At 61.1% G+C, this 16,711-nt stretch carries 8 protein-coding genes; 7 read left to right on the top strand and 1 reads right to left on the bottom strand.

The window, feature by feature from the left end; all coding sequences use genetic code 11:
• Nucleotides 1-34: 34 nt before the first annotated feature.
• The 7 genes from ACZ5PA_RS01955 to ACZ5PA_RS01925 all read left to right on the top strand — a co-directional run bounded on the left by ACZ5PA_RS01955 (nucleotide 35) and on the right by ACZ5PA_RS01925 (nucleotide 16,212).
• Entirely contained in the window at nucleotides 35-976 is a 942-nt protein-coding gene (locus tag ACZ5PA_RS01955; RefSeq protein ID WP_464930617.1) for an ATPase domain-containing protein, read from the top strand.
• Nucleotides 977-1,166: 190 nt separating this feature from the next.
• Complete coding sequence (locus tag ACZ5PA_RS01950; protein ID WP_464930616.1) at nucleotides 1,167-1,616, top strand: hypothetical protein; 450 nt, start codon at nucleotides 1,167-1,169, stop codon at nucleotides 1,614-1,616.
• A gap of 46 nt (nucleotides 1,617-1,662) precedes the next feature.
• Nucleotides 1,663-2,133, top strand: coding sequence for a hypothetical protein (locus ACZ5PA_RS01945; RefSeq protein WP_464930615.1), 471 nt, complete (start codon nucleotides 1,663-1,665; stop codon nucleotides 2,131-2,133).
• On the top strand, nucleotides 2,133-2,933 hold the full coding sequence (locus tag ACZ5PA_RS01940; RefSeq protein ID WP_464930614.1) for a hypothetical protein: 801 nt from the start codon (nucleotides 2,133-2,135) through the stop codon (nucleotides 2,931-2,933). Before ACZ5PA_RS01945 ends, ACZ5PA_RS01940 begins: the two co-directional genes overlap by 1 nt.
• Entirely contained in the window at nucleotides 2,930-14,485 is an 11,556-nt protein-coding gene (locus ACZ5PA_RS01935; RefSeq protein ID WP_464930613.1) for a hypothetical protein, read from the top strand. Before ACZ5PA_RS01940 ends, ACZ5PA_RS01935 begins: the two co-directional genes overlap by 4 nt.
• Before the next feature lie 205 nt (nucleotides 14,486-14,690).
• Nucleotides 14,691-15,086 carry a class III signal peptide gene (locus ACZ5PA_RS01930; protein ID WP_464930612.1) on the top strand — a complete coding sequence of 132 codons (396 nt, stop codon included), beginning with the start codon at nucleotides 14,691-14,693 and terminating at the stop codon, nucleotides 15,084-15,086.
• Nucleotides 15,087-15,111: 25 nt separating this feature from the next.
• On the top strand, nucleotides 15,112-16,212 hold the full coding sequence (locus ACZ5PA_RS01925; RefSeq protein WP_464930611.1) for an RAD55 family ATPase: 1,101 nt from the start codon (nucleotides 15,112-15,114) through the stop codon (nucleotides 16,210-16,212).
• On the opposite strand, the gene ACZ5PA_RS01920 is transcribed toward ACZ5PA_RS01925, so the two are convergent.
• A complete protein-coding gene (locus tag ACZ5PA_RS01920) occupies nucleotides 16,153-16,632 on the bottom strand; it encodes a flavin reductase family protein (protein WP_464930610.1) in 480 nt (159 codons plus the stop codon). The genes ACZ5PA_RS01925 and ACZ5PA_RS01920 overlap by 60 nt on opposite strands.
• Nucleotides 16,633-16,711: the final 79 nt, after the last annotated feature.

The raw sequence follows: 16,711 nt of genomic DNA, 5'->3' as shown, positions 1-16,711 counted from the left end.
TGTAAGGCTTATCCGCCGCGCGGCGTAGAGGGCTATGCCCAAGCGCCGCGACGCCCCTCAAGGCTGCGAGTGGGTCTACGAGGTTTTCTCAGGGGAGAGGGCCGAGAGGGCGTTGGAGCTCTGCCAACGCGGCTACACGCTCCGCAAATTCGCCCTCATGACGCCGATGGAGATCCAAGAGCTCTTGGACTACGAAGATGTGACAGACGCAGAGAAGGCGCTGAGGCGCATACGCGAGGCCGCCGGCCTCTCCCAGAGGCTTGTCACGGCCGCCGATCTGCTGAAGAGGAAGGGCGAGGAGAAAGTCCTGAAGACGGGGGTCAAGGAATTCGACGAGAAGACCCCTTGGGGCGGCGTGAAGCTCGGCCTCATCTACGGATTCGCCGGCGAGTACGGCACGGGCAAATCGTTGCTGGCCAAGCAGATTTCGGCCGTCGCGCTGTCGCAGGGGATGAAGGTGGTGTACATAGACGCCGAGGGCACCTTCGACATAGATAACGCCACTATAGCCGCCATGTTCAAGCGCTTCAACGTGCCCGAGGACGCCTACGCTAGGCTGTACATCTACCGCCCCGTCGACTCCTTCCAGCTGATAGAGCTGTTGAGGGAGCTGCCGGAGGACGTGGACGTCATCGTGGTGGACTCGCTGGTGGCGCCGTTCAGGGCGGAGTACCGCGGGAGGCAGAACTTGGCCCCTAGGCAGCAAGCCATGCTCTACGCGCTCAACATCTTGCAACGCTACACTAGGCTGGGCAAGCTGGCCGTCGTCACGGACCAAGTAATGGACGTGCCCTCCCTATTCTCGGCGAAGAGGCCCGCCGGGGGGAACGTCTTGTTACACACAGTGCACTGCCTCTTCATGATGGAGAGGCCCAACAAGGCGAAGATGGCGGGCAGGATGTGGCCTCTGGACGTGCCCGGGATGTCGCCAGAGACAGAGATCGAGTATGAGATCAAGAGCGATGGCCTCTACTAAGCAGACTAGAATCCGCCGTATAGACGGCGTAAAATTCGGCGACTCTAGTCCGCGTTGGGCGTATCGGCATGCCTACTAGATTTCGGCGTAGAGCCGCCGAGATGCTCGGCGGATCTAGTTCAAGTTTTTCCGTCGCGCAATTAGTTCTCCTCGTGAACGACGTAAAACTCGGAGATCTGGTCTCGGCGATATGAGGCGCAAGCTAGTGGACGCAGTGGACTTGTCGGGGGTGAGGATATGGCTGTGGCGAGACGGCCAGTACTTATACCTCGGAGTCAAGTACGGCGAAAAGAGGCGCGTGATATACCTAGGACGCGCCGAGGACAGAGGGGGCGGAGCCGTCGGACCGCGCGGCCTCGACCCCGACTGCTGGGATCTATTACAGCAAGTGGTCGAGGAGTACAGAGGGGCGGTGGAAGTGGTCAAGAAGGCGCTGAGGGAGGCCAAGACCAAGGAGGAGATGAGGGAGGCGCTGGACTACATCTCGACCACTGCGCTTAGGAGGGCGGAGGAGGCGCTCCGCGCGAGGGGAGGGGAGGCGCCTAGCAGAGGGGGACGGCCCGGGGCCGAGCAGCCAGAGGCCCCCGAGCCGTTTTCGGACAACCTCTGGGTGAAGATGCTCAGGAGCAGGAGGCCGTAAGCCGGGGCTTAGTTTAAGGTTTTTCCGCCCGCCAAAGAGCGTAGGCATGCCCCCCAAACAAAAGAAGGCCGAGAAGAAGGCCGTGGCGGTAGCGGCCGTCTTGGCCTCGCTCATGCTGGCGGCGTTCGCGCTCGCGCAGTCGTCGGTAGTCCAGAACATGCCGTATGCGGACGTAATCCGCTCGGCGATTAGGGCTCTGATATACCTAATAGGCTACGCCTCCATGGTGGCCATCATACTGCTGGCCGCGTACGGCTTCGTCGTCTACGTGCTGTCGCCCACGCAGTGGTATAGATGGTCGGCGTTGATCAACGTGGTGGAGCACCTCAAGTGGTACCTCGTGGGCGCGGCGGTGTTCCCCATAGTCCTCGCGCTGATCGTATACGGCATAAACGCAGTGGTGGCGGGGCTGGGCGGAGGCTCCACGGGCATAGACCCCGTGCAGGCGGCCACGAGCTTCTTGAAGCTGGCCTACGTGGACTCGTTCAAAGACGCCTTCAGCTGGATATTCGGGTGATGGACCTCCTCTCAACAGCCCCCTTTTTCCCCGTCCTCGGCTACTTCGCCTACGGGGCCCTCCTCTGGGTCCTGGGAGGAGCTCGCGGGAGGGAGGAGGCCTGGGCGGTCTGGCACAGAGCCGTCGTCATCGCGCTGGTCACAGCCTTCGCCTACTTCTCGCCCGTGTTATTGGGCAAAGCTGTGCAGTTCTACATCAGCCAGACGGGGCGGGCGGGGCCTTGCTTGAGCGAGCTGGCGAGCGCCGCCGGGAGCTTGGAGCAGTACTCGCCGGCGGGGCCGCTGTCGTGCGCCATCAATACCTTCGAGGGGCTGTTCGACGAAATTAAGAAGACCTACGTCGACGTCTTCGCGACCACGACTATCACGGGCTTGTTCCCGCTCACCTCCTCCTACTCCATGTCCTTGTTCCAGATCGCCATGCCCTTCTCGGGAGCCGCCTCGGGCGCGTTGATTTCGCTTGGAGTGGCCGCGGCCGCCTCCTACATAGCCGCCGGCTTCGCCTTCATCGCGGCGTTGGGGGCGTTCCTGTTGGCCACGGGCAAGCTGGAGACCTTGGGCGCGTTGATAGTGGCCGTGGCCATAGCCTTCCCGCCGGCGCTCGCCGCCGCGGCGGACGTCGTGAGGAACTTGTACAACCCGTCGTGGCCTACGCTGAACTGGGGCAACCTCGTGGACTTGACCGCCTCCTTGGCCACGATCACAGCCTACATAGCCGCGGCCCTCTCCATCGCGGGCGCGGCCACGGCCGCGATCACCTACGCCTTGTCCAAACTACCGCAACACCTCTCCGTCGAATGACGTTGCTCGAGCTAGTCCTCTTCTCCGCGGCCATCTCCGGCATACTCCTCCTTGTGTTTAGGGGGGACGAGGAGTGGTACGTCCCCGTGGCGGGGGCCGCCTTGACGTTGCTGGCCCCCTTGATCGTGTCCTTCGTCTTCTCCCACTTCGTCTTCGCCAAAAGCCCCGTCTACGTCTACGGGGCGATGGACGTAAGCGCCGATTTAAAGGCGGCGGGGGCCGTCGCGGAGTCCACGGCCGAGGCCGGCTTGGCGTTGGCGAAGGCGGCTGCGTACGGAGTGCTGGGCGCCGCCGCCGCGGAGGACGCGCTCAAGGCATTAGCCGCCGTAGCCGCCGTGTTCGGCCAAATAGAAGTGGCCGCGAACGCCTTGACGGTCCTCGAGACGATAGTGGAGCCGCTGCACCTCGCCCTTCTGACTATCTACAACGTAGCCGTAGGCGTCGGCATGGCCTTCCACGTCTTGGCCATCGCGGCGGAGGCGGCCGAGGCGCTGGTCCCCGCGTTGTTGCCCATCTCCCTAGCCCTCTTAGTCTTGCCGAGGGCTAGGGCCGTCGGAGGCTTGCTGCTCGGCGTATCGCTTATTCTCTACGCCGCGGCTATGGCCGCGCTCTACTTCTCGGGCCCAGTCGGCGATATCTTGAAGTGGGGCTACGAGGTGGTGCAGTGGGCCAACAAGACGATGGAGGTCGTCGAGAGGGCGAAGGAGGCGGCCAACTTCTCCTCCTTGATTGTCCCCTATGGAGGAGGTCTGTTCTACGGCCGCTACAACGCCGCGTTGAGCGTATCCGCCGTCCAGGCCAAGCTGGACGAGGTCCTGCTCGCCGCGCAGATCCCCGGAGGGCCTAGGCCGGGCGACGTGAAGGTCGTCGTCCGCAACGGCTCCGACTACGTGGCGGCCAACGGGCCGACGCCGATCTGGAACGGAAACGCCACTTGGTACAACTACACGACGGTATTCGCGTGGCTGGACGTGCCGCGCAGTCCGGAGAAAGCGCCGTGGGATTTGTCCCACTACGTCGAGCTGTACGAGACCTTGACGCCCCAGTATAGCGAAAAGGGGAGGGAGATAGTACAAGCCGCCGCCTCGTTCTACAACGACGTCAACCCCCTCTGGCGGGTGTACACCGGACCGCAGCCCTGGTGGGACTTGCTCACGGCCGCCGTGAGGGTGGAGTCCTCCGTCTTAAACTACACAGAGCGGGGCTCTGTGCCGGCCGTAGTGGGGGTGTGGGGGTGGCTGAAGCCGCCCCCCAGCTACAACCTCACGAGGGACGTCACGGCGTCGCCGGGATACCTATCGTTCAACGCCACAAGTGGCGCCTACTGGGTTAGGCCCGAGACGAAAGACGCAGTACTCTCCTTCGTCATGCCCGGCGACACTGGAAGTTTGAAGCAAGTCAATTCTATTTACTTCTATAAATGGACAGAATTATGTCAATGGTGTATTAACGGGACGTGTAAATCGACGAGCAGGGAGGCGCGGGAGGAGCCCGTCGTGAAGGAGAGGCTGGTGGAGAGGCAAGAGCCGTTGCCGATCACGCTCTACTCCAGGCCGTGGGTTCCCGAAGGCCCGCGCGACGTCGTGCTGAACTTCACGTACACATACAGGATGTGGGAGGTGTCTAAAGACGTCGAGTACGGCCCTTGGAGCGACGGCCCGCCTCCCCCCAACGCGACGTGCAGAATAGAGGACGTCCAGCCGTACAAGAGGGTAGTCGTGTGGAGCAGAGACGGCGTTGTGGACTACGTCTACGGCTTCGCGTGGCTATCCTCGGTCTCCCAAGTGCGCGCGCGGGGGAACGCCACGTTGGGCGAGTGGGGTAACGGGTCCGATATAAACATCGTCGAGGGGCCGGCGTACGCCTACGAGTGCAAGTCGTTCGTCGTCGAGGCCTCCGAGCCGCGGTGGCGGTGGGTGCCGGAGGCGGTGGACAACTTGACTAGGCTGAACAGCGAATTCGCCTACGCCTACTACACGACTGGGCAGTTCGTCGAGTACAAATACGACGTGGCCGAGCGCATAATAGACGCCAATAGGCAATACGTAGATCCCAAGATCGCGCGACTAGTGGAGGGCTTGATGGAGATGCCGGGCCAGCCCATGGTCTACCCGTTGCCCGAGGCCGAGCCCGTGGGCTACCGCCCGTACAACGTAGTGGTGGCCTGCGTCTACGGGGCCCGCGCGGCGCCGAGGATCAACATGACGCTGGCGCCTGGGGCCTCGGCGTGGCTCATGTCCTACCCCATGGGGGACTCGGCCCTCAGCGAGGAGGCGGCCCACGCCGCCGCCTCCCTCTGGCGCTTCTTGGAGGCCAACCCGCCCCCTCCGCCTCCTCGATCCGTCGAGGAGCTCGCGGGCGAGATCGCCTTCGCCATCCCGGCGGCGCCGATAGCGCCTATACGGTACGCCTATGAGGCGATGGCGGCTTGGCTGAACGTATACGGCAACATCTTCGCGGGGCTGGTCATGGCGGTCGCCGCGCTGGAGGCCCTAGCCGCCGTCTTGGACTTCCCCTCCCCCGGCGTGTTGCTGGCCAGCTTCATATGGGACGTGATACAAGACCTCGCGTTCTGGTACCAGATCAGGATGCTCGTCAAGGCCAGGATATTCTCCAAGGTGTTCAGGCTTCATCCAGTCCGGGCCTTGGCGAGGCGCGCCGTCCACAAGCTTTACTACAAGGCGTCCCTCAAGACGCGGTTGGAGAGGCCGGACGCGGAGAGGCGGGCCCTGGAGAGGCTGGAGCGGTGGCCGGAGCACAAATTACGTAGGACGGTCGAGGGCTGGGCAGAGAGGGCTGTCTCGAGGACTGCCGAAGCCGCGAGGAGGGCGGCCGGGAAGGCGAAGGAGGCGGCGGAGAGGGCTTGGGAGAAGGTCGAGCCGGCGGCCGAGAGGGCTTTGAGGAGGGCGAAGCCGATAGCCGAGAAGGCTGGGCGGGCCTTTAAGTGCCACGACGTTATATGCGCGCTTAGGCAGATAGACGTCGTCGACAGATGGTTCGAGGAGAGGATCGAGAGGGCCGGCCCGTTGTCGTACCTCTTCTTCTGGAGCTGGTTCGACGACAAGATGACGAGGTTGCTTAAGGCGGCCGCCAAGAGGCACGCCCCCGTCGAGCAGAGGCAAGCGCTCGAGAACTTGAGGCTGTTCGATCAAGCGCTGCGCAGAGCGGAGAAGGCCAAGGCGCTGAGGACCTCGGCGCCTGCCGAGATCATCGAGAGGGCCGAGGAGGTGGAGAGGAGGGCGCTGGAGGCCTCCCTCTCGGCCATAGACCGCCTGAAGGAGGCCGTGATGGCCGGGGCTCCGCAAGAGGAGGTGGAGAGGCTGATCGCGGAGGTGGTGGACCCGCTGGCGAGGTATCACCAATCCGCCCGCGCCAAGTTCGAGAGGATAGTCAAGGAGGTGTTCGGGCCCAACGGGCTGTCCAACGCGCCGGAGGCCTTCGAGGAGCTTAAACAACGCTGGGCCGAGGAGTGGTCCCACGCGTTTTCGCTGAAGGCCGAGCAAGACTGGCGCAAGCTGCAGAGGCTCGAGAAACGCGCCGGCGCGATCTACGCGCTGGATCTGGCCTTGTCGGTAGCCCGCGGCGCGAGGCTGGACGAGGCCAAGAAGGCCGTGGAGACTAAACAAGGCGACCCGCGCGCGTTGGAGAAGTACGCGGACTTGGCCTATCTGGTAAAAGACGTAGAGATACCCGCTAAATACGCCAAATTGCTGGAGAGGGCTATAGAGGCGCGCGAGAGGGGGGACGCCAAGGCGTTGGCCGAGATCGAGAGGAGGGCCGAGAGGGAGCTGGGCAAGATCATCAGGGAGATAGACCGGGACTTCGCGTTGGGGTACGCCAAATCGGCCGCGGAGAGGGCTTTGGCCAAGGCGTTGGCCGGGGAGGACAGAAGAGCGGCGGCGGAGGAGATGAGAAGGGAGCTGGAGCGCGTCGGCTTCGGCGATTTGGCGAAGAGGGCCGCGCGGGTCTTGGAGGGCGTGGAGCCCGTGCGCGCCCAGATCGACGCGGCCGAGGCCTCGGCAAAGGCGGACGCGGCGAAGAGAGCCCTAGAAGCGCTGGACGAGAGATCGTTGAGAGTAGCGACGGACCTGGAGCGCGTAAAAACGGCGAAAGAGGCCTACCGAGCGGCGCTCGAATACGACAAGGCGCTCTCCAAGGCGATCGAGGCGTATGGACGGCTACGCGAGGCCGCAGAGGCCTACGACGGCTCTATAAGCGCCGCGAGCCGCCTCGCGGAGAGCCACAGGCAGTACGCGGAGGCGGTGGCCAAGTTGCGAGAGTTGGAAGAAGTCCTCTCCAAAGCCCCGGTCGATTTGGGCCTCGCGAGGAGCAGAGCCGACGTGGCCGAGGACGCGAAGCTCTACGTCGACGCCCGCCGCTTCAAGCAACTAGTGGAGAGGCTGAGGGCGGCCGACGAGTCCGAGAGGCCGCGGATTTTAGCCGAGCTGAAGGCCCTCGCCGCCGAGCTTCAGAGGAGGCCGAGGGAGGAGGTGGCCAAGGCGTTTAGGGAGCCCGTCTTCGGCAAGGCCGAGAGGCTGGCCGCGTTCGTAGAGGCGTACAAGCTGGCCGGGGAGCTGGCGAGGACGCGCGAGCCGGCCGTGCAGTTCGTCGAGCTGGTCAAGAAGGCCGAGGCGGCTCCTCCCGAGGAGAAGAAGAGGATAGCGAAGCGGCTGGCCGACGTCGCGGCGACTCTCAAGATAATGCCCAAGGAGGAGGTCGCGAAGGCGATAAAGGAGGCCGAGAGGGCGGTCGAGATCGAGGAGAGGCTGCGCGTCTTGGCCGGCCAGCTGGGCGTAAACGCGGAGGAGCTGAGGCTCTGGGCCTCGGCCGCCGCAGAGGACTTGCGGAGGGCGGAGGCGCTCAGAGAGGCGCTGGAGGATCTGGGCGTGCCGCCGGCTATCGTCGCGATGTTCGGCGCCGAGAAGGCCAAGGCCCTTTTGAGGCAAACGGCGAGGGAGAACGAGGCGTTGGCCCAATTGGCCGAGTTCTACGCCACCGGGAGGCTGGACTACGACTTCGCCTTGCTGGAGAAGGCGGCCAAGAAAAGAGGACTGCCGACCGAGCCGCTTAGAGCCGCCGCGGAGCTGAGGAGGCTCTTCGAGAAGGAGGACAGAGAGGCTTGGTGGCGTTGGGCCGTGCTCAACGCGCCTCCGGCCGCGCACTTGTTGACCTCAATGCCCTTGTCGCAGGCCAGAGCGGCGGCGCGCTATCTAGAGGGCATGGAGGTCGTGGAGGACATATCGTTGTTCGCGCCGGCCAGGCTCGGCTTGCCCGTGCCCGTCGTCGACCCGCTCTTCTCGCACTTGGCGCATCTGGAGACCTATCCCGAGAAGGCGGCCAAGTACATCGCCGACTGGAGCAACGAGGGGGTGAGGAGAGGGGTTAGGAGGTTCTTCAAGGCCAACGTAGAGCACCTCAAGGCGGCCGAGGTGGTGCTACACGCCGCGAAGGCGGCCGCGTATTTGCACATAGCCGCGAAGCTGAGGAGGAAGGCGGCGTCGTCGCCCGAGGCCAAGGCGGCCGAAATAGCGGCGCGCCTCTTGGCGGCCAAGGCCGCGCTCCACGAGCTGAGGATCGCGCAGATCAAAGGCGACGGGGCGCTGGCCGAGGAGGCGGCTAGGCGGTTCAGAGCGGCTTTGAGGGCCGCGAGGAAAGCCGCCGAGGAACTGCCGAGGGAGGAGCTGGTGGAGGGGCTGAGGGAGTACTTCGGCAATAGGGCCAAGCTTGCGAGAGGCGGCTTGGAGAAGCTGGTCCACGCGCTGGACTTACGGCCCTTGTGGCGCGCCTTTAGGGACGAGTGGATCGCCGGGGCGCTGAACGCCGAGAGGACCTACTACCGCTTGGTGAAGCCCTTGAGGGAGGAGGGGCGGGCGGCGGCCGAGCCCAAGACCGCGGCGGGATTGAAGGCCCTCGAGGCGCCTATCTCGTGGAGGCCCGACTTGGTCCACGAGGCGGTCCTCTCGGCCCTGCGCGATTGGCTCGAGATCCGCGTGGACGAGCTACGCGAGGCGTTGAGGCGGTCGAGGCCCGAGACGGCCCCGTCGACGTTGAGAGGGCTGGCCAGAGGCGATGGCGACTTCAGAGAACACGCGAGGAAGTTCGTCGAGGACGTGAAGAGCATAGCGCAGTTCTCGCACGCGGCTAAATTCGCGCTTATACAAGCCGCCGAGGAGCTGGCGAAGTGGAGGATAGAGGCCGAGCTGGCCAAGTACGCCGCGATGAGGATCATACAAGCAGCCAAGACGGAGGTCGAGGGCAAATACGACGCGCTACCCGAGGGGCTCAAACACGTGTCATCGATGTACATACGCGAGTACGAGCACCTGTACTACCCCGACAAGCTGAAGAAGATAGCCGAGGCGCTACATCTGAAAGAGCTGTGGGGCAGGGCGAAGCTCGAGGACCTCGCCGTCGGGCTGGAGTCGGTGGGGGCGAAAAAGGCGGCCGAGGCGGTGAAGCAGTTGGCCGAGGCGGACCTAGAGGTGGCCGTCGAGAGGGCGGAGGACGCGGGCCGGATAATGGCGGAGGAGCTCGCCGAGGCGGTCAAGACCGCCAGGGCGGCCAAGGAAGAGGAAAAGAAAGAGCTCCTCCGCGTATTGGGCTCGAACGACGCCGACGCCATACTCGCGAAGGTCTACGACGTGCTCGCGAGGATCAAGGACTTCGCGCCCATCAAGGACGAGCTAGCCGGGGAGATAATCGCCAAGGCGACGGAGGGCAGGATCTTGATCGCCAAGAACGAGAGGACGGCCGCCGCGTTGTCCCGGCACTACGACGTCAAGCGCGTAGAGGCGGTGTACCTCGAGGAGGGGGAGATGAGGAGGGAGGGGCTCTACCTGCTGGTGCCCCCAGCCAGGGAGGGAGAACTAAGAGCGGCGTTGGACTTCGCTGAGGCCGAGCTGGCCAAGCGGGGCTACTTCCTCGCGAACTTCGGCGGCGATGTACCGCCGTACGCCGTGTTCTTGCTACAGCCCAAGGAGAGGATCGCCGTGGTCGAGGAGAACGGCGCCCTCCACGCCTATTTCTTGGAGAGGGCGGAGGACTTGGCTAGAGGCGTCGCGGAGGCCTTGGCCGACAACGACGTGGAGAGGGCTAGGCGCATATACAAGGCGCTGGACAGAATCAGGCGCTTGATAGCCATACGGCACGGGCTGAGGGAGGAGTCCGCCGTGGAGGAGCTGATCAAGAAGAAGCTGGCCGAGGCGTTGAGGGAGAGGATCAAGGAGGACAGGCGCGCGGTCTACGACTGGTCGCCCATGCCCGAGCTCTCCAAGGCCTTCGGCGCGGACGTCTTCGACGTCAAGGAGTGGCTCGAGTGGTTCGAGGAGAGGAGGGGCTTGCCTCCGGCCGTGCCCGAGGCCTTCGTCCCGGCGGCTAGGTTCTACTCCGAGGCGACGGGCAAGCCGTATCGCGACGTGTTGAGGAGCATCTTCTCTTGGGAGGGGGCGACCGCGGCTTACATAAAAGAGACGGTGGAGATAGCGAGGAGGGAGCTGGGCGAGGAGCGGCCCTACGCCCGCGAGGAGGCGTATAGAAGAGAGGAGGCGAGTCCCTACGCCCGCGCGCGGTTAAGAGAAGAGGCGCGTCCACTGAGCGAGCGCGGCGCGAGGCTCGTCGAGAGGGAGGAGGAGAGGCGCAAGGCCGAGAAGGAGGCGCGCGTCGAGGCGGCCGAGAAAGAGGTCGCGAAGAGGGCGGAGGAGAGGAGGCCCGAGGCGGAGAGGGCCAAGAAGAAGGCCGAGGGCGTGTTGAGAGGAGAGGTATACGGCGTGGAGGCGGCCCTAGAGCTGGCGAGGGCCTTCGGCGCCTCGTCCGAGGACATAGAGAAGGCGTTGGGCAAAGCCCTCGAGAAGGCCAGGGCGAAGGCCGCGGAGGCCGTGCGCAGAATAGCGCTGAGGAGGAAGATGGAGTTGTTCCGGGCCTTGGAGGACTTCCTCAACGACGTGGACCAAGAAGTGCGCTCGATCGTCTCGACGCTCGCCTCATCTCCCGAGGCAGTGAAATACGCCGAGCTGCTGGCGTACCGCCTCGAGGACGCCTACGCCGGCTATTTGGAGGACGGCGTCGCGAGAGACGCCTACAAGCTGTTCAAGCGGGTCATAGACGCCGCCAAGAAGGCCGAGGAGGAGCTGGGCGCCGGCGACGTCGTGTTGAAATACGCCGAGGTGCTGGCCGACAACTTGTTGCGAGAGGCCGAGAAGGCTTGGGGCAGGGCCTTCAAGGCGCTGTCGATGGCCGAGAGGCTGCTTCTGCCGATGGCGGCCTCCGCGGCCGGGGCCGTCGCGGCTGTGGTCGTACACGACGCGGTGATGGGCGCCTCAGCGGCCATGGCCTCGGCCGTGGCGTTGACCCTAGCAGAGCGCTATCAAGAGGCCGTGGCGAAGATAAGGGAGGCGGCCGAGGCCATATACGAAAGGCTGAAGCAGCTCGGAGTCGCTCTGGAGCGGGCGGTGGAGGCCGTGGCCGAGGCCGTGGCGAGGGCCGTGGGCTACATAAAGGCACACTGGCTGTTGATGGCCGCCGCGGCGGCCGGGCTAATAACATGGACCACTGCGCAGTGGCTAGACCACACGCTTTGGATGGACCACATCGCGTTTGCCGCCTTCGCCATAGCCCCGGCGTCGTTTATAGAAGTTGTTGAAAAGAAACTTGAATATGTAAAGAGTCACGAATTCAACTTGTTATACGAATCGGCAATAAGAGTCTTGGAAGAAGACAAGTTGTTTAGAAGAAGTATTGAAAAGAAACTTGGGAGGAGGCTAATTGTAGATGAAAAGAAGGTTCTTGGACAAGTCATAGCGGCGTCGAGTTTGACAATTCTGGCGCCGTATGTCTTTGCTAAGCATAGGCCGCCTCTCGAATTAGGCGTGTCAAAATTGCGAAATCTACAACCTTCACAATCAATCGAAGTGCCAGTTGACTTCCAGAAGTGGGTGCAGTGGGTGAGAGAGTGGAAAGAGCTTAAGAAACAAATTGAAGATGTCATTAGTCACCTCCGCGGATATTTCAAACGCTCTCCAGGTGTTGGAGAAGACTTCTGCACATTCTTAGAGGGACAGTTCGAACTGAGACATGTCCGCGACTTGTCTACATTTGGTAGTAATGAAATGCGTCTATTTGATTCAACTTTTGCCGATAGGATATACGCATTTGTCGAAAGCCTCCTAGACGACGCAACATGGGCCATAACAGTGAGGAGTATTTTAGAAGAGGCGGTAGTTGAAAGCGGGGAGCAGATAAAGATTAAGGAGCCCGAGTTGGTGTGTAGAATATTTACCAAGGAGTCCACGTCGAAATTAGTTGAGGAATACTACAAAGAGCCGTACAAAACGCTTGAAGAGAAAGTGAATTACATGGCAGAGCGTGCAGTCGTTGCATTTGCCAAACTAGCCGCCGAGGGGAAGCTGAAGATCAATGAGTTGTCTCTCAGAATAGAGAAGTGGAGGTCTGACAAATGGTTAATAATTGTAAAGACAGACAAGCTGACTGTACAATTTGAGCAAAAAGACACAATTTGGAGGGCGAGGGACAAAGAATTGGCTGAAATTCTCGCTGAGCCGCTTAGCACCGACTTAAAGCTCGGCGAGGGCTTCCTCAGAGCGTTGCTAGTCACCGACGGTAGCTACGACTCGAATGTTGGCATCATCGCCAGGACCACTTCCGAAGTCCAAGCCCTCTTGTACACAGCCCTAGACCTCGGAGTTAGTCCAGACGAAAAAATTGACTTGACTCAACACGGCCTTAAGGTAGAGTATAAGGGACAGCGCTATGCTTCTGTTGACATGTGGAGAGAAATGTTACAAGGCGTAGAAATAGGTGAAGTAATACGCTGGCTGGGAGAGGCTAAAGATGTAAGGCTCACCGGCTATGCAGACCCCCAGAAATTGGCAGAGGCCATAGAAGACCTCAAAAACCTTGAAATCGGCGACGGGTATTTAATTATCAACGGTGTGAAGATTACGCACGAGGACGGGCCCTTCATACGCATATTCGCGCCGCTGTTGTACTACCTAGGCGCTGAAAGAGATGTGCAAGACGTGGCGGAGTTCTTCATAGGTGCCACGTTATTTGACGGGTCTGTAAGCGCCAATGAAGCGTACCTTGGAGTTGGCAGATTTAAGGCAGATGAGGTAAAGAGGAGAGATCTCGTGGAGAAGTTTAATGTATATCACAAAGCGGCTTTGTGGGTAGCTTTTGCAAAGAAGTATGGCATAGGCATTAGAAGTATATACCGCGACAAAGAAGGCACGTTACGAATAAACTTTGACATTGCAGACGTTTTGCAGAAATTCTTACTAGTCAGAGACGTGTTAATTAAACTGGCCGACTCCCGGCCGCTGAAGAGAGCAGATCACCTTCAGAAGAAGATCTACAAGCTAGACTTGACGGTTAGGGGGTACACTCAAATATCAGTAAAACCTGTGGAAAGAGATAACCTAGAAATAACGCTAACTTACATAGGCAATAAGAAGAAGCGGACAAAAGAGCCGAAACGCTTGGTAGAGCTCATCGCAACCGTCAAGCGGGAGGGCGGCCAGCCGCGCGTAGAGTTCACATCCGAGGAGGCGGCGAGGATGGCGGCCGCGGCGCTGAGCTCTCTAGGCTGGGAGGCGATACAAGCCGGCGGCGAGCTCGTCGTCGAGGAGCTACGCCGAGTAGCCGAGAAGTACATTGAAAATCTCAAAACAGCCATCAGGGAAGTGGATTCTACACAAAAAGAGAAACTTACAAGGTATGCTACAGAAAGTGGTCAAGACAGAGCTCAAGAAGTACTTCGGCAGGAGGGTCGGATGGCTAAAGAGCAGAATCAAAGAAATGCTGCAAAGACTAGACCTACTGTTGCAAGCATAAAGACATCTCACACGCCAACAACACCCAGCGTCGACGAGATGAAGAAATTGTTATCGTATCTGACGTACATAACAGTCAGCCCAGATGTGGCTGAAGCGCTTAGACGTGTCGGCCTCGAAGAGGTGGTATACCTCAGAAAGGCCGACGATGGGCAGAGTTACATTGTTGAGGAGGAGGGCTTGTTAAAACTGGCGCTGAGGACCGTCTTTGACCAGGACAGAGAGGCAGGTGAAGCACTAATGAAACTAAAGAGCGACCCCAGCCACAGCGAAATAGTTGACGCATATATAAACTTTGCACAACAAGTAGAGTCTGTAACTCTGTCAGAGCTGAGCGACGAAGACATAAAGATATTAAACATCTCTGCGAAGAGAGAAGACGGCGAGCTACTCGTCGATATTCAGTATGAAGTAGATGGCAGGCCGGACAAGTTGACTCTCACTTGGGAAGTACAACGCGACGATGGCAAAGTACGCGCCAGAGTAGGCGTAGGCGACCCCTCCAGAGCGGAAGTAATGGCCAAGGTGTTCGTAATTGACAAGTCGAAAATAGACAAGGTCAAAGAGACGAGGGACAAAAGACTGCTACTTTCCAGGGATGATTTATTCGCGTTGGCGAGGATAAAGGGGGTCGGGCTGGAGGTGATGAAGTGGTACGTAGACGACGTGGCTCGCATTAGAGCTAACAGGCGACAACATCACTAGTTTTAAACGACCCCGCTTCTCGTCCCCTTCGTTATCGGCAAACGTGGCCGTTTAAAAACTTTTCCCGACATAGGGCCGGGGGCCGGATTACGGCGACAATCGGGGGGCACGTCCGGCGACCCTCGACGGTTATATACGACATTATAGCGTTAGTTAAAGAAAGGCGCAACGCAAAATATATATATACAATGTGTTCGTAAGGGGTATGAGAGGCCTAACATCGATCGAGCTGGCGATACTGTTGGCGATAATAATAGTGATAGCGGTGGCGGTCGGCTGGTACATGTACACGACGTTCCTGGGCGCCACGCAAACCCAAGCGAAGTTGTCGGTGGTCAGTGCGGTGTACTACGCCGGTAGCAAAACTCTACAGTTGACGGTGCAGAACCCCGGCCCAGTTACGGCGGTAATACAGTCTGTATACCTCGCCGGCCAGCAATGCGATCTGCAGCAGGCGCAGGCTACTACCATAACCGTCGGCCAGGTCCAGACTGTGCAAGCCAATTGTAACGTTAACGCAGGTCCTGGAGCCACTCTAACAGGCCAAGTGGTATTGACGACGGGCACGACGTTCCCGTTCACGGCGGTCGTACAACCGTAAATCTAAAAACAACTCCTCTTTTTTTATGGATTTTAGCGGAATCACTGCAGTTTACGGCGCTCCTGGCACCGGCAAGACCGTCCTCGCGGCCTCCATAGCCCACAAACGCCTCCAAGAGGGGCAGAGAGTCCTCTGGGCCACTTTTTACGAGGACAGACAAACCCTATTGGACTCGGCGGCTAGGCTCGGGTACGACCTCAGCGGGGCCGAGATATGGGAGGGGGTTTTGGCCGACCCGACCTCGACCTTCAACCAGCTCTCCCACCTCGTCTCCCACAGCCCCCCGAACCTCTTAGTGCTCGACTCCATAACGCAGCTCCAAGGAGTAGACGTGAGGGCCAACTTGACGAACCTCATATACCGCGCTTTCAAGTTCGCCGGGATAGACGCCGTTATCACCTCGGAGGAGCCCATCGGCGCGCTCGGCTATATAGCGGACAACCTCGTGAGGCTGACGTTGGAGTTCGCGGAGAGCGGAGTCGCCGTCAGGAAGATGTACGTGGAGAAGTCCAGGGGGAGGCCGGCCGGTTTCGCGAAGGAGTTCGAGATAGTGGAGAGCCGGGGGATAGTGCTCCTCGACGAGCTGGCGCCCTCGCCCAGGAGTAAGCCCGTCCGCCTAGCCCCCGGCGTGCCTAAGCTGGACGAGTACCTCTCCGAGGCCCGCTCGGCGTTAGTGGTCGGGGGCCTCGAGGCGTCGGCGCTCGCGGCCGCTTGGGCGGCGAGGCTCGCGAGTTTGGGCCTAAGGGTGCTCTTCAGGAGCTATAGAGGCGCGGCGCCCCGGGCGGGGCTCGTCGTGGAGGCGTTGCCGTACCCCTCCAGCTACGGGGGGCACCTCTACGACTTGGTCTCCAGAGTCGAGGCGACGGGGGCCGAGGCCGTCTTCTACGACGGCGTGGAGGCCGAGGCCTTGTCCCTCGGCCCTTCTCTGGCCCGTAGGCTGAACGCGAGGAAGGCCTCCTCCTTGGCCAAGGCCGGGGCGGCGTTGGTGTTGGCCTCATCCCGCGATTTCGGCTTGAGCCTCCTCGTCGACGTGGTGGCCAAGGTCAAAGGCGACGCCGTGGTCTTCTCAAGGCCCTACGCCCGGCCCTTGACGTGTAGAATTGCCGGCGATTTCCTCGAGTGTTGAGGCCTTGCACGGGTCCCAGACGGCGTAGTCGCCGCAGCCGTAGCTGGCGGCGGCCCTGCAGAGGACCACGACGTGGTCCCCGACCTCGACCTCGCGCTCGTATAGGCACTCCACGACTCTGGCCGCGTCGCCTAATGCGCGGCAGGGCAACGTCTTGCACCGACGCTCGCTCCCCCACCTCTCGAGCTTCCGCTCGCCCGGCCTCCCGAATATCGCGTACGCCCTCTCGGCGTCAGCGACTAGGTTTATCGAGAAGGCCTTCTCGGATCTGATGAGCTCGAGCGTCCTACGGCTCTTGTGCAGGGGGAGCCCTATCAGGGGCGGCTCGCCGGGCACTACCAACGGCCAGCCCACGACCGCGCCGTGGTCTGCCACTACTACCACTAAGACGGGCGTCGGCAACGGGGACCTCTCGCACACGGCCGTCCGGGACCCGGGTTTAAACGTTGTGGCCCGAAAACGACGTTTAGTGCAAGATCTGCACAAAATATAAATATGT

Source organism: Thermoproteus thermophilus (assembly GCF_055392855.1).
The sequence above is the reverse complement of the archived record's forward strand: the minus strand, read 5'-3'. Positions and strand labels throughout refer to the sequence as shown.